9 protein-coding genes are annotated in these 16433 nt (G+C 72.5%); all 9 read right to left on the reverse strand.

Going from position 1 to position 16433, the window contains the following annotated elements; translation table 11 throughout:
- Positions 1-256: 256 nt before the first annotated feature.
- Positions 257-1087 carry an alpha/beta fold hydrolase gene (locus tag BEK98_RS11070; protein ID WP_094216278.1) on the reverse strand — a complete coding sequence of 277 codons (831 nt, stop codon included), beginning with the start codon at positions 1085-1087 and terminating at the stop codon, positions 257-259.
- Between the two features lie 55 nt (positions 1088-1142).
- Complete coding sequence (locus BEK98_RS11075; RefSeq protein WP_094216279.1) at positions 1143-2615, reverse strand: MFS transporter; 1473 nt, start codon at positions 2613-2615, stop codon at positions 1143-1145.
- A gap of 66 nt (positions 2616-2681) precedes the next feature.
- Complete coding sequence (locus tag BEK98_RS11080; protein ID WP_094216280.1) at positions 2682-3890, reverse strand: cytochrome P450; 1209 nt, start codon at positions 3888-3890, stop codon at positions 2682-2684.
- Between the two features lie 348 nt (positions 3891-4238).
- Positions 4239-5432 carry a cytochrome P450 gene (locus tag BEK98_RS11085; protein WP_094216281.1) on the reverse strand — a complete coding sequence of 398 codons (1194 nt, stop codon included), beginning with the start codon at positions 5430-5432 and terminating at the stop codon, positions 4239-4241.
- A 242-nt stretch (positions 5433-5674) separates the two neighbouring features.
- Positions 5675-7147, reverse strand: coding sequence for an MFS transporter (locus BEK98_RS11090; RefSeq protein ID WP_094216282.1), 1473 nt, complete (start codon positions 7145-7147; stop codon positions 5675-5677).
- A 164-nt stretch (positions 7148-7311) separates the two neighbouring features.
- Positions 7312-8079 (reverse strand): thioesterase II family protein, encoded by a 768-nt coding sequence (locus BEK98_RS11095; RefSeq protein WP_094216518.1) that lies wholly within the window; start codon positions 8077-8079, stop codon positions 7312-7314.
- A 29-nt stretch (positions 8080-8108) separates the two neighbouring features.
- Positions 8109-9110 (reverse strand): LLM class flavin-dependent oxidoreductase, encoded by a 1002-nt coding sequence (locus BEK98_RS11100; protein WP_094216283.1) that lies wholly within the window; start codon positions 9108-9110, stop codon positions 8109-8111.
- Positions 9107-10708 carry a long-chain-fatty-acid--CoA ligase gene (locus BEK98_RS11105; protein WP_094216284.1) on the reverse strand — a complete coding sequence of 534 codons (1602 nt, stop codon included), beginning with the start codon at positions 10706-10708 and terminating at the stop codon, positions 9107-9109. Before BEK98_RS11105 ends, BEK98_RS11100 begins: the two co-directional genes overlap by 4 nt.
- Positions 10709-10733: 25 nt before the next feature.
- On the reverse strand, positions 10734-16424 hold the full coding sequence (locus BEK98_RS11110; protein WP_094216285.1) for a type I polyketide synthase: 5691 nt from the start codon (positions 16422-16424) through the stop codon (positions 10734-10736).
- Between the last annotated feature and the right edge of the window lie 9 nt (positions 16425-16433).

The raw sequence follows: 16433 nt of genomic DNA on the forward strand, positions 1-16433 counted from the left end.
ACGGCACCCGCGTGGACCGGGCCGGCTGTGCGCTCGGCGTCGCGGCGATCTCCACTGTGCCGGGGGGTGCTGTCACGGGGCTGACGTGGCGCTGACGCGACGGCGAGGGGCGGGAACGCGAACGTCCGGCCCCTTGCTACGGGGGGCCGGACGTCGGGTGCGCGGCGGGTGCCACCCCTCGGCGGTGTCGCTCCTCGACGGGTGTCACTCCTCGACGGGTGTCACGCCTCGACGGGTCTGGACTCCTTGACGGGTCTCACTCCTTGGCAAAGGCCAGCAGGTCCGCGTTGAGGCGGTCCGCGTGGGTCGCGAACAGCCCGTGCGCGGCGCCCTCGTAGGTGAGGAACGTGCTGCCGGGTATCAGCCCGGCGGTGCGCGGCCCGCACAGCGGGTACGGCGCCGCCAGGTCGGCGGTCCCGTGGATCACCAGGGTGGGCACCGGGACCGCGGCCGTCTCCGCGCGCTGGTCGGTGGTGAACAGCGTGCGGTAGATCTCGGTCCCGGCTCTCGGCGAGGTGTTCAGACACATGCCGATCAGCCAGCCGGCCAGCTGCTCGGAGAGCGGCAGGTTCTCCGGGTCCGGCTCCGGGCCCGCGAAGAACGGCCAGGTCAGCGCCTCCAGCCAGGCGGCCCGGTCGGTCCGGATGGCTTGTTCCACCTGGTCGAAGAGCCCGGGTTCCAGTCCGTCGGGGTTGTCCGGGGCGCGCAGCAGGAACGGCGTCGTCGAGGCGACCAGGGCCAGCCTGGCCACCCGGGCCGTGCCGTACCGGTGCAGGTAGCGCACGCACTCCCCGCCGCCCACCGCGTAGCCGACCAGCACGGCGTCCCTCAGGTCGAGGTGGTCGAGCAGGTCGGCGAGGTCGCCGGCCAGGGTGTCGTAGTCGTATCCGGACCAGGGGATGTCCGAACGGCCGCTGCCGCGCCGGTCGTAGGTGATGCAGCGCAGCCCGTTCCCGGCGAGGAACGGCGCCTGGAACTCCCACATGCGTGAGTCCGCCATGGCCGCGCCCAGCAGGACGACGGGCCGTCCGTCGCCCCAGTCGCTGTAGTGCAGCCGGGTCCCGTCCCGGGTGGTGAGGTACGGCATCCCTTCTTGCCTCCTTTCCTGTGGTCGGGGGTTCTTCCGTCGGGGTGCGGGACGTTCACTTCCGGGCGGTGCGGCCCGGGGCCGCGAGGATCAGCAGGGAGGCGAGCACCCCCAGGCAGACGAGCGGGATCAGGGTGACGGCGAACGCGTGCGGGTAGGCGTCGGCCTTGCCGCCGGCGTCCGCGAGTGCCGGGAAGAAGACCGTGCCGGCGATCGCCACACCGACGGCGGCCCCGCCCTCCTGAGCGGTGTTCAGCAGCCCCGAGGCGGCGGCCGCGTGCTCGGGGACCGCGCCGCCCAGCACCAGGTTGGTCAGCGGGCCGGTGGTCAGGCCCATGCCGAGCCCGGCGACCAGCAGGACGGGCAGCAGCCACAGCACATGGCCGCTCAGGTCCAGGCCCCGTGCCGTCAGAGCGATCGCGGTGTAGCCGACGGCCAGCACCAGCGGGCCGACCGCGACCCGGCGGGCGGTCACCGAGGCGGCGAACCGGGCCGAGACGATGGAGGCCCCGAAATAGCCCGCGCCCAGCGCCAGGAACATCAGCCCGGACTCCAGCGGGCTCAGGCCCCGGCCCAGTTGCAGGTAGAGGGCGAGGGTGAAGAAGAAGGAGCCCATGGCGAGGAAGTAGACGACCGTGGCGGCCAGACCGACCGAGAACAGCCGGGAGCGGAACATCCCCGGCTCGATCAGCGGCCCGCGTCCGGCGGCGGCCCTGCGGCGCAGGTGCCAGACGGTCACGGCCAGCAGGACGGCCGCCCCGGCGAGCGCCTCCCACACCCACACCGGCCAGTCGCGCTCCTGTCCTTCGAGCAGCGCGAACACCAGCAGGCCCAGGGTCGCCGTGACCAGCAGGGCGCCCGCCAGGTCGAGCCGGGTGCCGCCCTGGCCCCGGGACTCGGGGATCGTACGGCGGGTGCAGGCGAGGGAGACCAGGCACAGCGGGACGTTGATCAGGAAGATCGTGCGCCAGCTCAGGCCGGCCACGTCGACCGAGATCAGCGCGCCGCCGATGAACTGGCCGAAGACTCCCGCGAGTCCGATGACCAGGCCATAGACGTTGAAGGCGCGGTCGCGGGCCTCGCCCGTGTATACCGTGCCGATGATCCCCAGCACCTGCGGCACCATCAGCGCGGCGGACGCGCCCTGGGCGATCCGGGCCACGATCAGAACGGTCACCGAGGGCGCGAAGCTGCACGCGGCCGAGGCCACCATGAACAGCGCCATGCCGAGGGCGAACATCCGCCGGCGGCCGTAGAGGTCGCCGAGCCGGCCGCCGGTGATCAGGCCCGAGGTGAAGGCCACGCCGTAGCCGACGACGATCATCTGGGCCTGGGCGGCGGTGGCGTGCAGGTCGGCCTTGATGGCGGGGACGGCCACGTTGGCGATGAAGAAGTCCAGCACCGTGATGAACGTCCCGACGAGGACCACCAGGAGGGCACCGGCGGAGGGGGCGGCAGCCGGTGCGCCCGCGGGGATCGTCCTCTCACGCCCCTCCACCGCGACTTCCGGGCTTGCTTCAGAAGTCATGACGACTCCGTTTCCTATTCCTTGATCTTGCACTGTGGGTTGTCCGGTGCACCGGGATTCCTCCGGTCACCAGGTCACGGGAAGACGGGTCACCCCGTGGAAGACCGTCCCGCGGCGGAACAGCGTGCGCGGGTCGGCCGCGAGGCGGAGGTTCGGGAAGCGGCGCAGCAGGGAGCGCAGGGCCAGCTCCATTTCGAGCCGGGCCAGCGGGGCGCCCTGGCAGTAGTGCGGGCCGAAGCCCCACTGCAGATGGCCGCTGGTGTCGCGGTGCGGGTCGAGGCGGTGCGGGCAGGCGAAGACGGACTCGTCGTGGTTGCCGGCGGGCACCGAGATGACGACGGCGTCGCCCTTCTCGATCGTCACGCCGCCGAGTTCCATGTCCTCGGTCGCGAGGCGGACCATGGCGTCCTGGGAGATGGACCAGTAACGCATCGATTCTTCGAGGAAGTTGAGAATGAGCGCGCCGTCGTCGGCGGCGACCTGGGCCCGCAGTTCGTCGTCGCGCAGCAGGGCGAGGACGTTCAGGGCGATCTGGTTGGTGGTGGTCTCGTGGCCGGCGACCAGGACGAGGCGGGCGATGCCGACGAGTTCGTCCAGGGTGAGGTCACCGGTCGCGTGGTGGTTGACGGCGAGCCTGCTGATCAGGTCGTCCCCGGGGTCGGTGAGCTTGCGCAGCGCCAGCTTGGCGAGGTACTCGGACATCTCGACGAAGGCGGCCTGGGCGACGGCCGGGTCCTCCTGGGAGATGATGACGCGGGTCTTCTCGATGAAGAACGGGGAGTCCTCCTCCGGGACGCCCAGTAATCGCGCGATGACGAGGGTGGGCAGTGCCCGGGAGAAGACGGCGTGCAGGTCGGCCGGCTGGGGCTGGGCGGCCAGTTCGTCCAGCAGCTCGTCCACCAGCCGCTGGACCGGCTCGCGCAGCCGCTTGACGCGGCGGTAGGTGAACTCGGTCTGGATCATGCCGCGCAGCCGCGCGTGCTCGGGGTCGTCCAGGCGGAGGAACGAGCTGGGGTTGCCCCCGGGCGGCACCTGGATGCGCACGGGGGCGCCGGGTAAGGTCTCGTCGGCGCTCAGCCGCGGGTCGGCCAGGGCCTGGCGCACGTCGGCGTACCGGGTCACCAGCCAGGCCAGTCGTGACTCCGCCGCTCCCGCCGGGATGCGCACCGCGCAGGGGGGTGCCTTGCGCAACTCGGCCAGCAGGGGCGGCGGGTCGCCGTCCTCGGTCCGGGCGAAGGGCCAGTCCAGGATGTCGGTGTGGTCCGCGAGTGACATGTTCGTCCTCCGTGATCGGGGGGCAAAGGTGATCCTCGGCACCGACTCTCTTTCTGCGTGGGTCACGGTGAAGGGGGCCTGGGCGGCACGACGTCGGAGTAGAAGAGGAATCTTTACCTCCGAGTTGCGCGCGGACGCCGTACGCCACCTTCGCGCAGTGCCCTGACACCGCGCTGACACAGCGCTGACACGGGTCCCCGCAAGGGCCCGTGTGAGTCGGTGGTGAGTAATGACTTTGCCAAGGAGGACTGACCCGATGCTGACCGGAGGCTGACGAAGGCGGGCAGTCGGCGGGGGGCGGGGCCGTGGTGGGGGCACGGCCCTCCTGTCACCCGGGGGGTGCGGCCGTCACCAGGTGACGGGGAGTTCCTCCAGGCCGTACACGAGGGTGTTCTCGCGGAAGCGCACGTCGTCGACGGGGACGGCCAGGCGGAGCCCGGGGAAGCGGGCGAAGAGGAGGCTCAGGCACACCTCCAGCTCCATGCGGGCCAGCGAGGCGCCGGGGCACAGGTGCGCGCCGAAGCCGAAGGCGAGGTGGCCGGAGGCGTTGCGGTGGATGTCGAGGCGGTCCGGGTCGGGGTAGACCGACTCGTCGTGGTTGGCACCGGGGATCGCCACGATCACGCCCTCGCCCTTGCGGATGTGCGCCCCGCTCAGCTCGACGTCGGCCACCGCGGCCCGCACCTGGTTGTCCTGCGAGATGGACCAGTAGCGCAGCAGTTCCTCGACCGCCGGCTTGAACAGGGCGGGGTCGGCGCGGAGTTCGGCCAGCTGGGCCGGATCGCGCAGCAGGCTGAGGACGCTCAGGCTGATCTGGTGGGCCGAGGTCTCGTGCCCGGCGACCAGGAAGAACCGGGCCATGGCGACGAGTTCCTGGTGGCTCAGCTCGCCGGACGCCACGTAGCGGGTGGCCAGCCGGCTGATCAGGTCGTCCTGCGGGTCGGCGGTGCGCTGGGCGGCCAGCCGGTCCAGGAACCGGGTCATCTCCACGAACGCGCCGTACGTCTCCTCGGGCGTCGCGTCCTGGGAGAGGATGACCTGGCTCTGCTCGGTGAACGTCGCCTCGTCCTCCTCCGGGACGCCGAGCATGCGGGCGATCACCAGCGACGGCAGCCGGACGGCGAAGTGCTCCACCAGGTCGACCGGGTTCGGGCCCTTCTCCAGCTCGTCGAGCAGCTGCCCGACGAGGAGTTCGACCTCGGGGCGCAGGGCGCGGGTGCGGCGGGCGGTGAACTCGGTCATCGCCATGCGGCGCAGCCGGCCGTGCTCGGGGTCGTCCATGCGGTTGAACGACATCACGCCGGGCTCCGGTGGCAGCTGGATCCGGATCGGGAAGCCGGGCTGCTGGTCGTCGGCGCTGAAGCGGTTGTCGTTGAGCACCTGGCGGACGTCCGCGTGCCGGGTGACCAGCCAGGCCTCGCCGCCGCGTATGCGCACGCGCACCGGTGGCTCCTTGCGCAGGCCCGCGTACGCGTCCGGTGGCGCGTAGGGGCAGGAACGGGCCATGGGCCACTCGGGCAGCTGCTGCTCGCATTCGGACATGGGGATTCCCTCCGTTGGCTGGTTTCCAGTGGGCTTCCAGCGTTGGAGACATCCTGATGAGCGGCCCTGACAGGAATCTGATGGATTACTGACGCGTTTTCAGCCAGTAAATGACTGGTTTCCGCTTGGCAAAAAGGGAATGTTGCGTTCTGAACATTCGGCCGGAATGGCCTTCCGTACACGCGAAAAGGGGGCCGGCGAGTGCTCGCCGGCCCCCTTCGGGGACGCGTTTCGGACGTCGGTCAGGCAGCGGCCTGCCTCGCCCGCGGCAGCAGCTGCACCAGAGCCGCCACCAGGACGCAGAACCCGGCCTGCACCAGCAGGCTGGTGCCGAAGGCGTGTGCGTAGGAGTGGGCGTCGATCCGGTGCCCCGCCACGCTGAAGAAGACCACGCCGATCACCGCGATGCCGATGGCGTTGCCCATCTCCTGGGCGGTGGAGAAGACACCGGACGCGGCGGCCGCGTGGTGCGGGGCCACCCCCTCCAGGACCAGCGAGGTGAGCGGGGCGACGACGAAGCCCATGCCGAACCCGCCGAGCACCATGGCCGGGATGCACCAGGCCACGGAGCCGCTCGTGTCCAGGTGCCACACGGTCTCGGCCAGCGCCAGGTCACCCGCCGCCAGCAGCACGGCCCCCAGGGCCAGCACCTGCTTGCCCAGCTTGGCCGCGGCCTTCGGCGCCTGCACCGAGCCGACGAAGAAGCCGAGGCCGAGCGGGATGAACAACAGCCCGGACCGCAGCGCGGACTGGCCGCGGCCCTCCTGCAGATACAGCGCGAGAACCAGGAAGAAGGAGGCCATCGCGGCGAAGAACACCAGCAGCGAGACCACACCCACGCCGAACGCGCGGTCCTCGAAGAGGCTCGGGTTGACCAGCGGCGACTTACCGCGGGCGGCCTTTCGGCGCTGGGTGTACCAGAACCCGGCCAGCAGCGGCACGGCGGCCACCAAGCACTCCCAGGTCCAGGTGGGCCAGCCCTGCTCGCGGCCCTCGACCAGCGGCAGCACGACGGCGGTGAGCCCGGCGGTCACCAGGACCACACCGGTCAGGTCGAGGCCGGTGTGCCCGTCGGCGCGGGACTCGGGCACCAGCTTCGGGGTCAGCAGCAGGACGACGGCGCCGATCGGCACGTTGATCAGGAAGATGGTCCGCCAGTCCCAGCCGAACACGTCCGCCTTGATCAGCAGGCCGCCGATCAGCTGCCCGAAGACCGCCGAGGCGCCGAGGGTCAGGCCGTAGGCGTTGAACGCGGCGACCCGGGCCTTGCCCGTGTACGTCGTGGTCAGGATGCCGAGGACCTGCGGGATGACCAGCGCGGCCGCGGCGCCCTGCACCGCGCGCGCCGCGATCAGCTCGCCCATGTTCGGCGCGATGCCGCAGGCCAGTGAGGCGAGCGTGAACAGGGCCAGGCCGATGGAGAAGATCCGCCGGCGGCCGTAGAGGTCGCCGAGCCGGCCGCCGGTGATCAGCATGGCCGACAGACCGATGTTGAACGTGGCGGCGACCAGCTGGATCTCGGCCGAGGTGGCGTGCATCCCCTGTTGCAGCGAGGGGATGGCCACGTTGACGATGAAGAAGTCGAGGTTGGTGATGAACAGGCCGGCCAGCACGACCAGAAGCGCGCCCGCGCCGGGTGCTCCGGCGGCCTCCTCGATGTCCGGTGGCGGTGCGGCCGAGGCCGCGCTGCCGGTCAGTTCCGCTTCGGTGGTCATGGGACGACCCTCCCTAGGTCGTTTCGTGCTGGTGGAATCCGGGCCGCGGGGTGTCCGCGACGCACTGCGGGGCGCGGGACGGCACCCGGAACGCAGTCATCGGGTCACTGTCCCGCGCCCCGCTGACACGGCGCTGACGCGGCCTCGCGGATCGGCCTGACGACTCAGCCCGCGGCCTTGGCCACGGTCCGCTGCAGTCGGTGCGCGAAGTGCGCGGTGACGGCCTGGGCGTGCGTGTCGATGTAGAAGTGGCCGCCCTCGTACTCGTTGTGGCCGAGGTAGGCGGGGGTGCGCCCGGCCCAGTGGGTCATGGCGTCCGGGGCCTCCTGCAGCGGGTCGCTGCGGCCGCCGTAGGAGGCGAGCGGGCAGGTGACACCGGCGCCGTCGTCCTCGTAGTCGCCGGCGACCCGGAGGTCGGCGCGGAGTGCCGGTACGACGAGCGCGAGCATCTCGGGGTTGTCGTACACCTCGGCCGGGAACGAGCCCAACTTCTTGATCCACTCGATCAGTTCGGGCTCCGGCATCCGGCTCTGCTCCTCCGTCGGCTGGAAGAAGCCCACGGGCGACCAGCCGGACATGCCGACCATCACCGGTGCCGGCCCGCCCTCCTCCTCCATCTTGATCGCCAGCCGGAACGCCAGCTGGGCGCCGAGGCAGTGGCCGAAGAAGGCGAAGGGCCGCTGGTCGAGGTCGTTGAGGACCGCCTCGTGCAGGGCGTCCAGCAGCGGCCAGAAGTTCTCGTAGGTCAGCTCCTCGCGGCGGTTGTGCCGGCCGGGCAGGGTCACCGCCTGCGGCGCGATGTCCGGGGGCAGCAGGCTCTCCCAGTCGCGGTAGATGATGGCGCCGCTGCCTGCGTGGGGCAGCAGGAACAGCCGGATGGAGGCGTCGGGCGAGGGCTCCACGGGATGGAACCAGTGCCCCTCGCTGGACATCTGGCTGCCGACGGTGCCGATGGCGGTGGTCACGACTGCGTACTCCCAACGGTGGTGGACGAACCGAGGGCGCGTACCGCGGGCAGCAGCACCTCGGCGATCTCCTTCAACTGCGGCTCGGGGTCCAGGGATCCGATCCGTACGACCAGGTGCCGGGCACCGGCGCGGACGTAGCCGCCTAGCCACTCGGCGCACTGCTCGGCGCTGCCCCAGGCGTAGGCCTGGATGCTGCTCATCTGCTCCAGGGAGCGGCCGTAGTAGTGGCTGATGTAATGCTCCAGTTCGGCCTTGGCCGCGGCCTCACTGGCGTTGACCGTGACGGTGGCGTACAGGGCTGGGACCACCGCTTCGGCGCCCCTGCCCGCCTCTTCCGCGAGTTCGGCGATACGACGGCGGGCGCGGGCGTAGGCGTCGACGTCCGGGAGGAAGGGCAGCCAGCCGTCGTAGCGGGTCGCCACGCGGGCCAGGACCTTGGGGGTGTCGCTGCCGGCCAGCCAGAGCGGCGGGCCGCCGGGGATCGCGGGCGCGGGGAGCCGGTCCAGGTTCTCGGCCTGCCAGAACTTCCCCTGGAACTCGGTGGGTTCGCCCTCCTCACCCGACCGCCACGCCGTGCGCCACAGTGCGGTGATCTCGTCGAGGCGGCCGACGCGGCCCTGGAAGGAGGCCCCGACCGAGGCGAACTCCTCCTCGGTCTCGGCCATCGGGAAGCCCGAACCGAGGCCGAGGACCAGCCGGTCGGCGGCGACATGGCTGAGGCTCGCGACCATGTTGGCGCCGATGAGGGGGTGGCGCAGGGCGGGGGTGAGGGCGGCGGTGCCGACCGAGATGCGCGTGGTCGCTGCCGCCGCGGCCGAGAGTACGACCAAGGGGTCGAGGCGGGGGCGGGCGGTGAGGGAGTCTCCGGCCCACAGGGAGTCGAAGCCCAGCGCCTCCGCTTGGCGGGCGAAGTCCAGCAACGGGGCTGCCGCATAGGTGCCGTTGATGGCCTGCTCTCGGGTGGGCAGGAGGATGCCGATGCGTAGTGAAGTCACACTGAACTCCCCAGTGGGTCCCTGGCGGGTGTCGTCAACTGCTCCCGTACCGCGCGGCGCAGGATCTTGCCCGACGGGTTGCGGGGCAGGGACTCGGTGAAGTGGTACGTGCCCGGGATCTTGTAGTCGGCGATGCGGCCCCGCAGGGACAGCAGGAGTTCCCGGGGTGTGGCGGTCGCGCCGGGCTGGAGGACGACCACCGCGTGCACGCTCTCGCCCCAGCGGTCGTCCGGGAGGCCGACCACCGCGGCGTCGGCGACGGCCGGGTGGGCCGCGAGGGCCTTCTCGACCTCGGCCGGGTAGATGTTCTGCCCGGCGACGATGATCGTGTCGTTGATGCGGTCGCACAGGTGCAGGTAGCCGTCCGCGTCGAGGTAGCCGGCGTCGCCCATGTGCAGCCACTCCCCCACCAGGGTGCGGGCGGTGGCCTCGGGCAGGTTCCAGTAGCCGAGCATCCGGGAGGGGGCGCGGACGCAGATCTGGCCGATGGCACCGGGCGGGAGCGTTGCGCCGTCGGGGCCGATCACCTTGACCTCGTTGCCGGGGTGCGGCTTGCCGACCGAGGTGAGGACGGTGCTGCCGGGGTGGTGGGCCTCGGGCGGGAGGCAGACCGCCACGCTGCCGGTCTCGGTGCTGGCGTAGATCTGCGCGAACTCGCAGCGGTAGGTCTCCAGGCACTGCTTGAGCAGCGTCTCGGACATCGGGGCGGCGCCATAGGCGATCTTGCGCAGGGAGGCGAACGCCTCGGGGCCCGCGCCGCGTTCGGCGGCCATCGCCTGGAGCATGGCCGGGGCGGCGAAGGTGGTGGTGACCCCGTGGGCGCGGATGAGGCGTACAGCCTCCTGCGGGTCGAACTGGGGCATGATCACGTTCGTGCCGCCGGCGTTGAACGTGTGCAGGAACCAGCCGATGCCGGCGACGCCGAAGCCCGGCAGGGAGATCAGGGCGACGTCCTCGGGCCGCCAGTCGATCCAGTCCACGCCCTGCTCGCGGCTCGCGTGCGGCAGCGTGAAGAAGCTGCGGTGGGCGAGGACCGCGCCCTTGGGCAGGCCGGTGGTGCCGCTGGTGTAGATCTGGATGACCGCGTCGTCCGGGCCGGTGCCGGGCGTGAGGTCGGTGTCGGGCTGGTCGGCGGCCCAGGCGGGCAGGCCCGCGCCCCGGGCGGGTTCGCCGTCGGCGTCGGTGCCGTCGACCCGGATCACCCGGCGCAGTCCGCGCAGCTGGTGGCGGACGGTGGCGACGGTGTCCCAGAACTCGTCGTCGACGAAGATCAGGGCGGCGCCGGAGTCCCGCAGGATGTGGTCGACCTCGTTCGGGGTGAGCCGCCAGTTGACCGGCACCAGGACCGCGCCGGCCTTGGCGCAGGCGATCATCACCAGGTAGTAGTTGGCCGACTCGCGGCCCAGGTAGGCGACCCGGTCGCCGCGCCGGACCCCGCTGGTGTGCAGGGCGTGCGCGGCGCTGTTGCTGTCGCGGTGGAGCTTCTCGTAGGTGGTGACGCGGCCCTCGCAGACGATCGCCGGGTGGTCCGGGCGGCTTCCGGCGTGGGCCCGGGAGGAGTGGTGGAGCGTCCAGCGCTCCCTCGGTATGTCGGTCATCGTGGTTTCCCGTCCCTTGTGACTGTCACGCTGTCGGCGCCGGGGCGAGCTGCCCGTCGACGAACTGGGCCAGCGCGCGGACCGTGGGGTGGTCGTGGGTGAGGGAGGCCGGCAGGGGCAGCCGGAAGGTCTGCTCCAGTGCGGCCTTGACCTGCTGGGCCATCAGGGAGTCCAGGCCCAGCGACACGAACTCGGTGGACACGTCCAGCTCGTCGCCCTCCTCCAGGTGCAGGACGGCGGCGACCTTCTCGCGGACCACGCCGGTGACGGCGGCCAGGCGTTCGGCTCCGGGCAGCGCGGCCAGTGCCGTGAGGTCGAGGCCGGTGCCGTCGTCGTCGGGGGTCTGCCGGGCGAGCCGGTCGTAGAACAGGTCGCCGGTGACGCTGCCCGCCACATAGCGGTCCCAGTCGAACTCTCCGACGATCCGCTGGGTGCGCGGCCGCCCCCACAGCCGGGCCAGGGTGTCCAGGGCCCGGGTCGGGGAGAAGAAGCGGACGCCGCTGCGTTCGATCTCCTGGCTGAGGTGCTCCTCCAGGCGGGCCGACATACCGACCCGGGCCCAGGCGCCCCAGTTGACCGAGAGCCCCGGTACGCCGCGGCGGCTGCGCCACTCGGCGAGTGCGTCGAGCCCGGCGCTGGCGGCGGCGTAGTGGCCCTGGGTCGCTCCGCCGAGGACGGAGGCGATGGAGGAGTAGGTGACGAAGAACTCCAGCTCGGGGAAGGACTCCTCGGCCGCCTCGTGCAGCAGCCAGCCGCCGTACGCCTTCGCCGCCAGCTGGGCGTCGATCGACTCCCAGGTCAGCTCGGAGATCAGCTTCTTGTCGTAGGAGCCGGCGGCGTGCACGATCCCGCCGAGCGGGTACGGGCCCGCCGCGAGGTGCCGTACCAGGCGCTGGACGTCCTCGGAGCGGGAGATGTCGGCGCGTACGACGTCGATCTCGGCGTCGGCGGCCAGGTCCGCGAGGACCGGTGAGGCCTCCTCGGTGGCCCGCCCGCTGCGGCTGACCAGGGTCAGGTGCCGGGCACCGAGGGCGACCAGCTTGCGGGCGGTGACCAGGCCGAGGCCGCCGAGACCGCCGGTGACCAGGTAGGTGCGGTCGGCGCGGAGTCCGGCCGGGCCCTCGTCGACGGGGTCGGTCTGCTCCTCGGCCGGGTCCTCGGGCAGCGTCACCCAGGTCCGTCCCGCCGGGTCGGACAGGGCGGTGCGCAGGGCCTCGCCGGTCTCGTCGAGCCGGAAGCGGGGCGCGGTGTCGTCGGAGCCGGTGGCGTGGACGACGGCCACCGCGGGGACGGTGAGCGTGGAGCGGAACGTGCCGTCGTGGCGGACCAGGACCTCGTCGCCGGGTGCGAAGCCGGTGCCGGCGGCCGCGGCGAGGACCGTGCCGCGGGCCAACTGGCCGAGCAGTGGGGGCGGTTCCTCCTCGGTCGCGTCCTCCTCGGCGCGCTCGGCGCGTCCGGTGTCCAGGGCGGTGCGGGCGTCCTCGGCGGTCAGGCCGACGGTGTGCACGCGGACCTGGACCTCCTCGGCCTCGGGTGCCCGGCCGGTGGCCGCGGCCGGCGCGAGGTCGGACAGGTCACCGGAGTCGGGGGCGCGCAGTTCGAAGCCGCCGGTCCAGGTGAGGGTCGAGTCACCGGCGAGCAGCCGGCGCACATAGCGGCGGCCGGGGCGGTGGGCGACCTGGTACTCGCCGGGCGGCTCGCTGCGCCACTCGTCGGCGAGCGGGGCGAGGCCGCTGCCCGGGGCGAGGTCCACCAGGGTGGTCCGGTACTGCGGGTACTCGGTCAGCAGCACCCGGCCGAAGCCCCACAGGGTGGCGGCGCCGAGGTGCCCGCCGTCGCCGGCCGGGTCGCCGGGCAGCCACTGGGCGCCCTCGGTGACCAGCCACAGCCGGGGTGGCCGCGGGGCGCCGGAGGCGTTCAACGCGCCGATGAGAGTGAGGAGTTCGTGGTAGTTGTCCTCGCACTCCACGCGCAGCCGGCCGTCGGACATGGGCGCCGGGCGCTGCCGCCAGATCCGGCAGACGTCGGTGACGGTGGGGTCCTCCAGGGCGGCCTTGAGGTCGGTGAGGTCGGGCAGCCAGGTGACCTTCAGACCGGGCTCGGCGGAGAGTTCGGCGGCGCGGACCGCGGACGGATCGAGCAGGACGACGTGCCGGGCCGGCGCGTGCTCCTTGGCGGGCAGCGCCCGGCGCACCCAGTCGGGGCGGTGCAGGAACTGGCGGCGGCCACCGCGGCCCTCGGGCCGGGCCATGCGCACGCCGAGCAGCTCGGCGACCGGGTCGCCGTTCTCCAGCAGCAGCACGTCCGCCAGGCGCCGGTCCTGCTCGCCGCGGACCCGGGCGAGGACGCGCAGGTTCTCGCCGCGCGGTTTGCGGAAGTGCCGTACGGAGGCGATCTCGCGCGGCACGAACACCGGGCCCTCGGGGTCGAGGACGACCAGGGCCTGCACCGCGGCCTCCAGCAGTTCCGCCGGGACGTGCTCGACGGCGGTGGCGTCGCGGCCGGTCAGCTCGCCGGTGACCAGGCCGTCGCCGTGCCGGGCGGCGCGCAGCAGCAGCCGCATGCGGGGGCCCTGTGGGCGGCCGACGGAGGCGAGGTCGGTGTAGATGTCCTCGTCGTCGATCTGCTGCCCGGCGGGGGCGAGGGTGGCGTCCAGTTCCGCCAACTCCGAGACGGGGACGAGGGGTTCGCGTTCCGCGGCGACGACGGCGGTGGCGTGGATGTTCTCCTCGCCGCCGACGACCGTGAACACCTCGACCTCGGCGCCGCCGCCCGGGCGCGGCCGCCAGCGGGTGGTCAGCGCGGTCACGGTCTCGGCGGGCAGCTCCAGCGGGGCGAGCAGCCTCAGGTCGCGGACGGCGGAGCGGGCATGGCCCTGGACCGCGTCCTGCACGGCGAGCAGCAGGTCGACGTAGGCGCCGGCCGGCAGGACGGTACGGCCGCCGTCGGCGAGGTCGGCGAGCGCGCCGAGTTCCTCGGTGGTGAACTCGGCGTTGAACTCCCGTACCCCGCTGGCGAACCGCTCCTCGACGCCGAGCAGCAGGTGCCGGGCGGTGCCGTTCGCGGCCGCCCTGCGGGGGGTGGCGGTGGGCAGCCAGTAGCGCTTGCGCTGGAAGGCGTACGTCGGCAGGTCCACGCGGGCCGGTGTGGGGTGCCCGGCGTGGTAGTCGGCCCAGGAGACGCCCAGGCCGGCCGCGTAGTAGTCGGCGAGCGCGGTCAGGGTGGTCGAGGTGGTGGTGTCGCGGCGGCGCAGGCTGGCCAGCCACAGGTGGTCCTCGACGGTGACGCTCCGTCGGGCGAGCGCGGTGAGCCCGGCCTGCGGGCCGATCTCGATCAGGGCGTGCCGGCCGCGCTTGGCGACGGCTCGGATGCCGTCGAGGAAGCGGACGGGTTCGCCGATGTGCCGCACCCAGTAGTCGGGGTCGCCGATCTCGCGGAACCGGGCGAGGCGTCCGGTGACGTTGGAGATGAGGCTGATCTTCGGCTCGTGGAAGGTGATGCCGTCGAGGGCGGCGCGGAAGTCGTCGTAGACCTCGGCCATCAGCGGGGAGTGGAAGGCGTGCGAGACCGTGAGGCGGTCGACGCGGGCACCCCGCTCGGTGAGGATGCCGGTGACCTCGTCCAGGGCGGCGGTGGCACCGGAGATCACCGTCTGGTCGGGGGCGTTGATCCCGGCCAGGGCCAGGTCGGCGCGGCCCTCCAGCAGGGGGGCGACCTCCTCGACGGGGGCGGCGACCGCGGCCATGCCGCCCTCGGTGCGCACGGCCTGCATCAGCCGGGCGCGGGCGGCGACCAGCGTGACCGCGTCGGCCAGGCTGAACAGGCCGGCCACGGCGGCGGCGACGACCTCGCCGATGCTGTGCCCGATGAGCACGTTGGGGCGCACGCCCCAGGCCATCCACTGCTGGGCGAGGGCGTACTCCAGGGTGAACAGGGCGGGCTGGGTGTACTCGGTGCGGTCGATCGCCTCGGGGTCGGCGGCGGTGCCGAGCAGCAGGTCGCGCACCGAGCGGCCGAGGTGCTCGGCGAACAGCTCGTCGCACGCGTCGACCTGAGCCCGGAAGACGGGCAGGGCCTCGTAGAGGGCGGCGCCCATGCCGGCGTACTGGGAGCCCTGGCCGGTGAACATGAACGCGGTCTTGCGGATGCCGGAGGGGCCCTCGTGGTCGGCCTCGGCGGCCTTGTCCAGCAGCCGGGCGAGCGCGGCGCGGTCGGCGACGGGCGCGGCGACGCGGTAGGGGTGGTGGGCGCGGGTGGTGTTGGCGCTGTGGCAGAGCGCCGACAGGGGCTGCTCGTCGACCAACTCCCTGTATCGCGCGGCCAGTTCACGCAGGGCGCCGGCGTTCTTCGCGGACAGCGTGAACACCGGCGCGGCCCCGCCCTCGGCAGGCTGCTCGACCGGCACGGGCGGCGCCTGCTCCAGCACGACCGCGCCGATGGTCCCGGCGAACCCGAAGCTGTTGACGACCGCGCGCCGGGTCTCGGCCTCCCAGGGCTCGCAGGCCGTCGGGACCCGTACCGGGTAGAGGTCCCAGGGGATGCGCCCGGACGGGGTGTTGAGGTTGATGTGCGGGTAGATCGTGCCGGCCCGCAGCTGGAGCACGGTCTTGATGACGCCGACGATGCCGGACGCGGGCTCCATGTGACCGAAGTTGGTCTTCACCGAACCGACCAGCACCGGCCGGTCCTTGGTGTGGGAGTCGACGAACACGTCGCCGATGGCGCCGAACTCGATGGGGTCGCCGAGCGGGGTGCCGGTGCCGTGCGCCTCGACGTACTGGATGTCCTCGGGCGCCAGGTGGGCGGCGGCCAGCGCGCTGCGGATGACCTTCTCCTGGGCGGGGCCGTTGGGCACGGTCAGACCGGCGCTGTCGCCGTCCTGGCCGACGGCCGTGCCGCGCACCAGGGCGAGGATCCGGTCGCCGTCGCGCTCGGCGTCGGAGAGCCGCTTGAGGACGACGATGCCGCAGCCCTCGGCGCGCGCGTAGCCGTCGGCGGCCTCGTCGAAGGTCTTGCACTGCCCGTCCGGGGAGAGCATCTGCGCGTTGGAGAACATCACCGGGATGCGCGGGTGGTGCAGGGCGTTGACGCCGCCGCACAGCGCGATGTCGCTCTCGCCGGCGCGCAGCGCCTGCACCGCGAGGTGCAGCGCGACCAGCGAGGACGAGCAGGCCGTGTCGACGCTCATGCTCGGGCCGCGCCAGCCGAGGAAGTAGGACAGGCGGCCGGACAGCGGGAACATGGTGATGCCGGAGGCCAGATGGCCGTCCAGCTCCTCGTAGGGCAGTGAGTCCAGTTCGAGCGCGTAGTCGATGGAGCTGGCGCCGATGTACACGCCGCCGTTGCCGCGGCGCAGCGGCGCCGGGTCGATGCCCGCGTGCTCCAGGGCCTGCCAGGCGGTCTCCAGCAGCAGCCGCTGCTGGGGGTCCATGTAGCGGGCTTCCTTCGGGGAGATGTTGAAGAAGCCCGCGTCGAACAGGTCGATGCGGTCCAGGAACCCGCCGGCCGAGGCGCGGATCTTGCCCTTGTCGTCGGGGCCCTCGGGCGTGAACGCGTCGACGTCCCAGCGGTCCCGGGGGATCGGTCCGATTCCGCTGCGGCCCTCCCGCAGGAAGGCGTCGAACTCGTCGGGCGAGCCGCTGCCGCCGGGGAACCGCAGACCGATTCCGACGATCGCTACCGGCTCGGGCGCCTGCTCTGATTCCGTACGCGGCATGGAACGACT

The organism is Streptomyces diastatochromogenes (genome assembly GCF_002242805.1).
Classification (GTDB): domain Bacteria; phylum Actinomycetota; class Actinomycetes; order Streptomycetales; family Streptomycetaceae; genus Streptomyces; species Streptomyces diastatochromogenes.

What these genes read in the sequence shown, in the direction of transcription:
- BEK98_RS11090 (WP_094216282.1), bottom strand. Translation starts at nt 7,147, where the DNA reads ATGACCACCGAAGCGGAACTGACCGGCAGCGCGGCCTCGGCCGCACCG.
- BEK98_RS11080 (WP_094216280.1), bottom strand. Translation starts at nt 3,890, where the DNA reads ATGTCACTCGCGGACCACACCGACATCCTGGACTGGCCCTTCGCCCGG.
- BEK98_RS11085 (WP_094216281.1), bottom strand. Translation starts at nt 5,432, where the DNA reads ATGTCCGAATGCGAGCAGCAGCTGCCCGAGTGGCCCATGGCCCGTTCC.
- BEK98_RS11075 (WP_094216279.1), bottom strand. Translation starts at nt 2,615, where the DNA reads ATGACTTCTGAAGCAAGCCCGGAAGTCGCGGTGGAGGGGCGTGAGAGG.
- BEK98_RS11110 (WP_094216285.1), bottom strand. Translation starts at nt 16,424, where the DNA reads ATGCCGCGTACGGAATCAGAGCAGGCGCCCGAGCCGGTAGCGATCGTC.
- BEK98_RS11095 (WP_094216518.1), bottom strand. Translation starts at nt 8,079, where the DNA reads ATGTCCAGCGAGGGGCACTGGTTCCATCCCGTGGAGCCCTCGCCCGAC.
- BEK98_RS11105 (WP_094216284.1), bottom strand. Translation starts at nt 10,708, where the DNA reads ATGACCGACATACCGAGGGAGCGCTGGACGCTCCACCACTCCTCCCGG.
- BEK98_RS11070 (WP_094216278.1), bottom strand. Translation starts at nt 1,087, where the DNA reads ATGCCGTACCTCACCACCCGGGACGGGACCCGGCTGCACTACAGCGAC.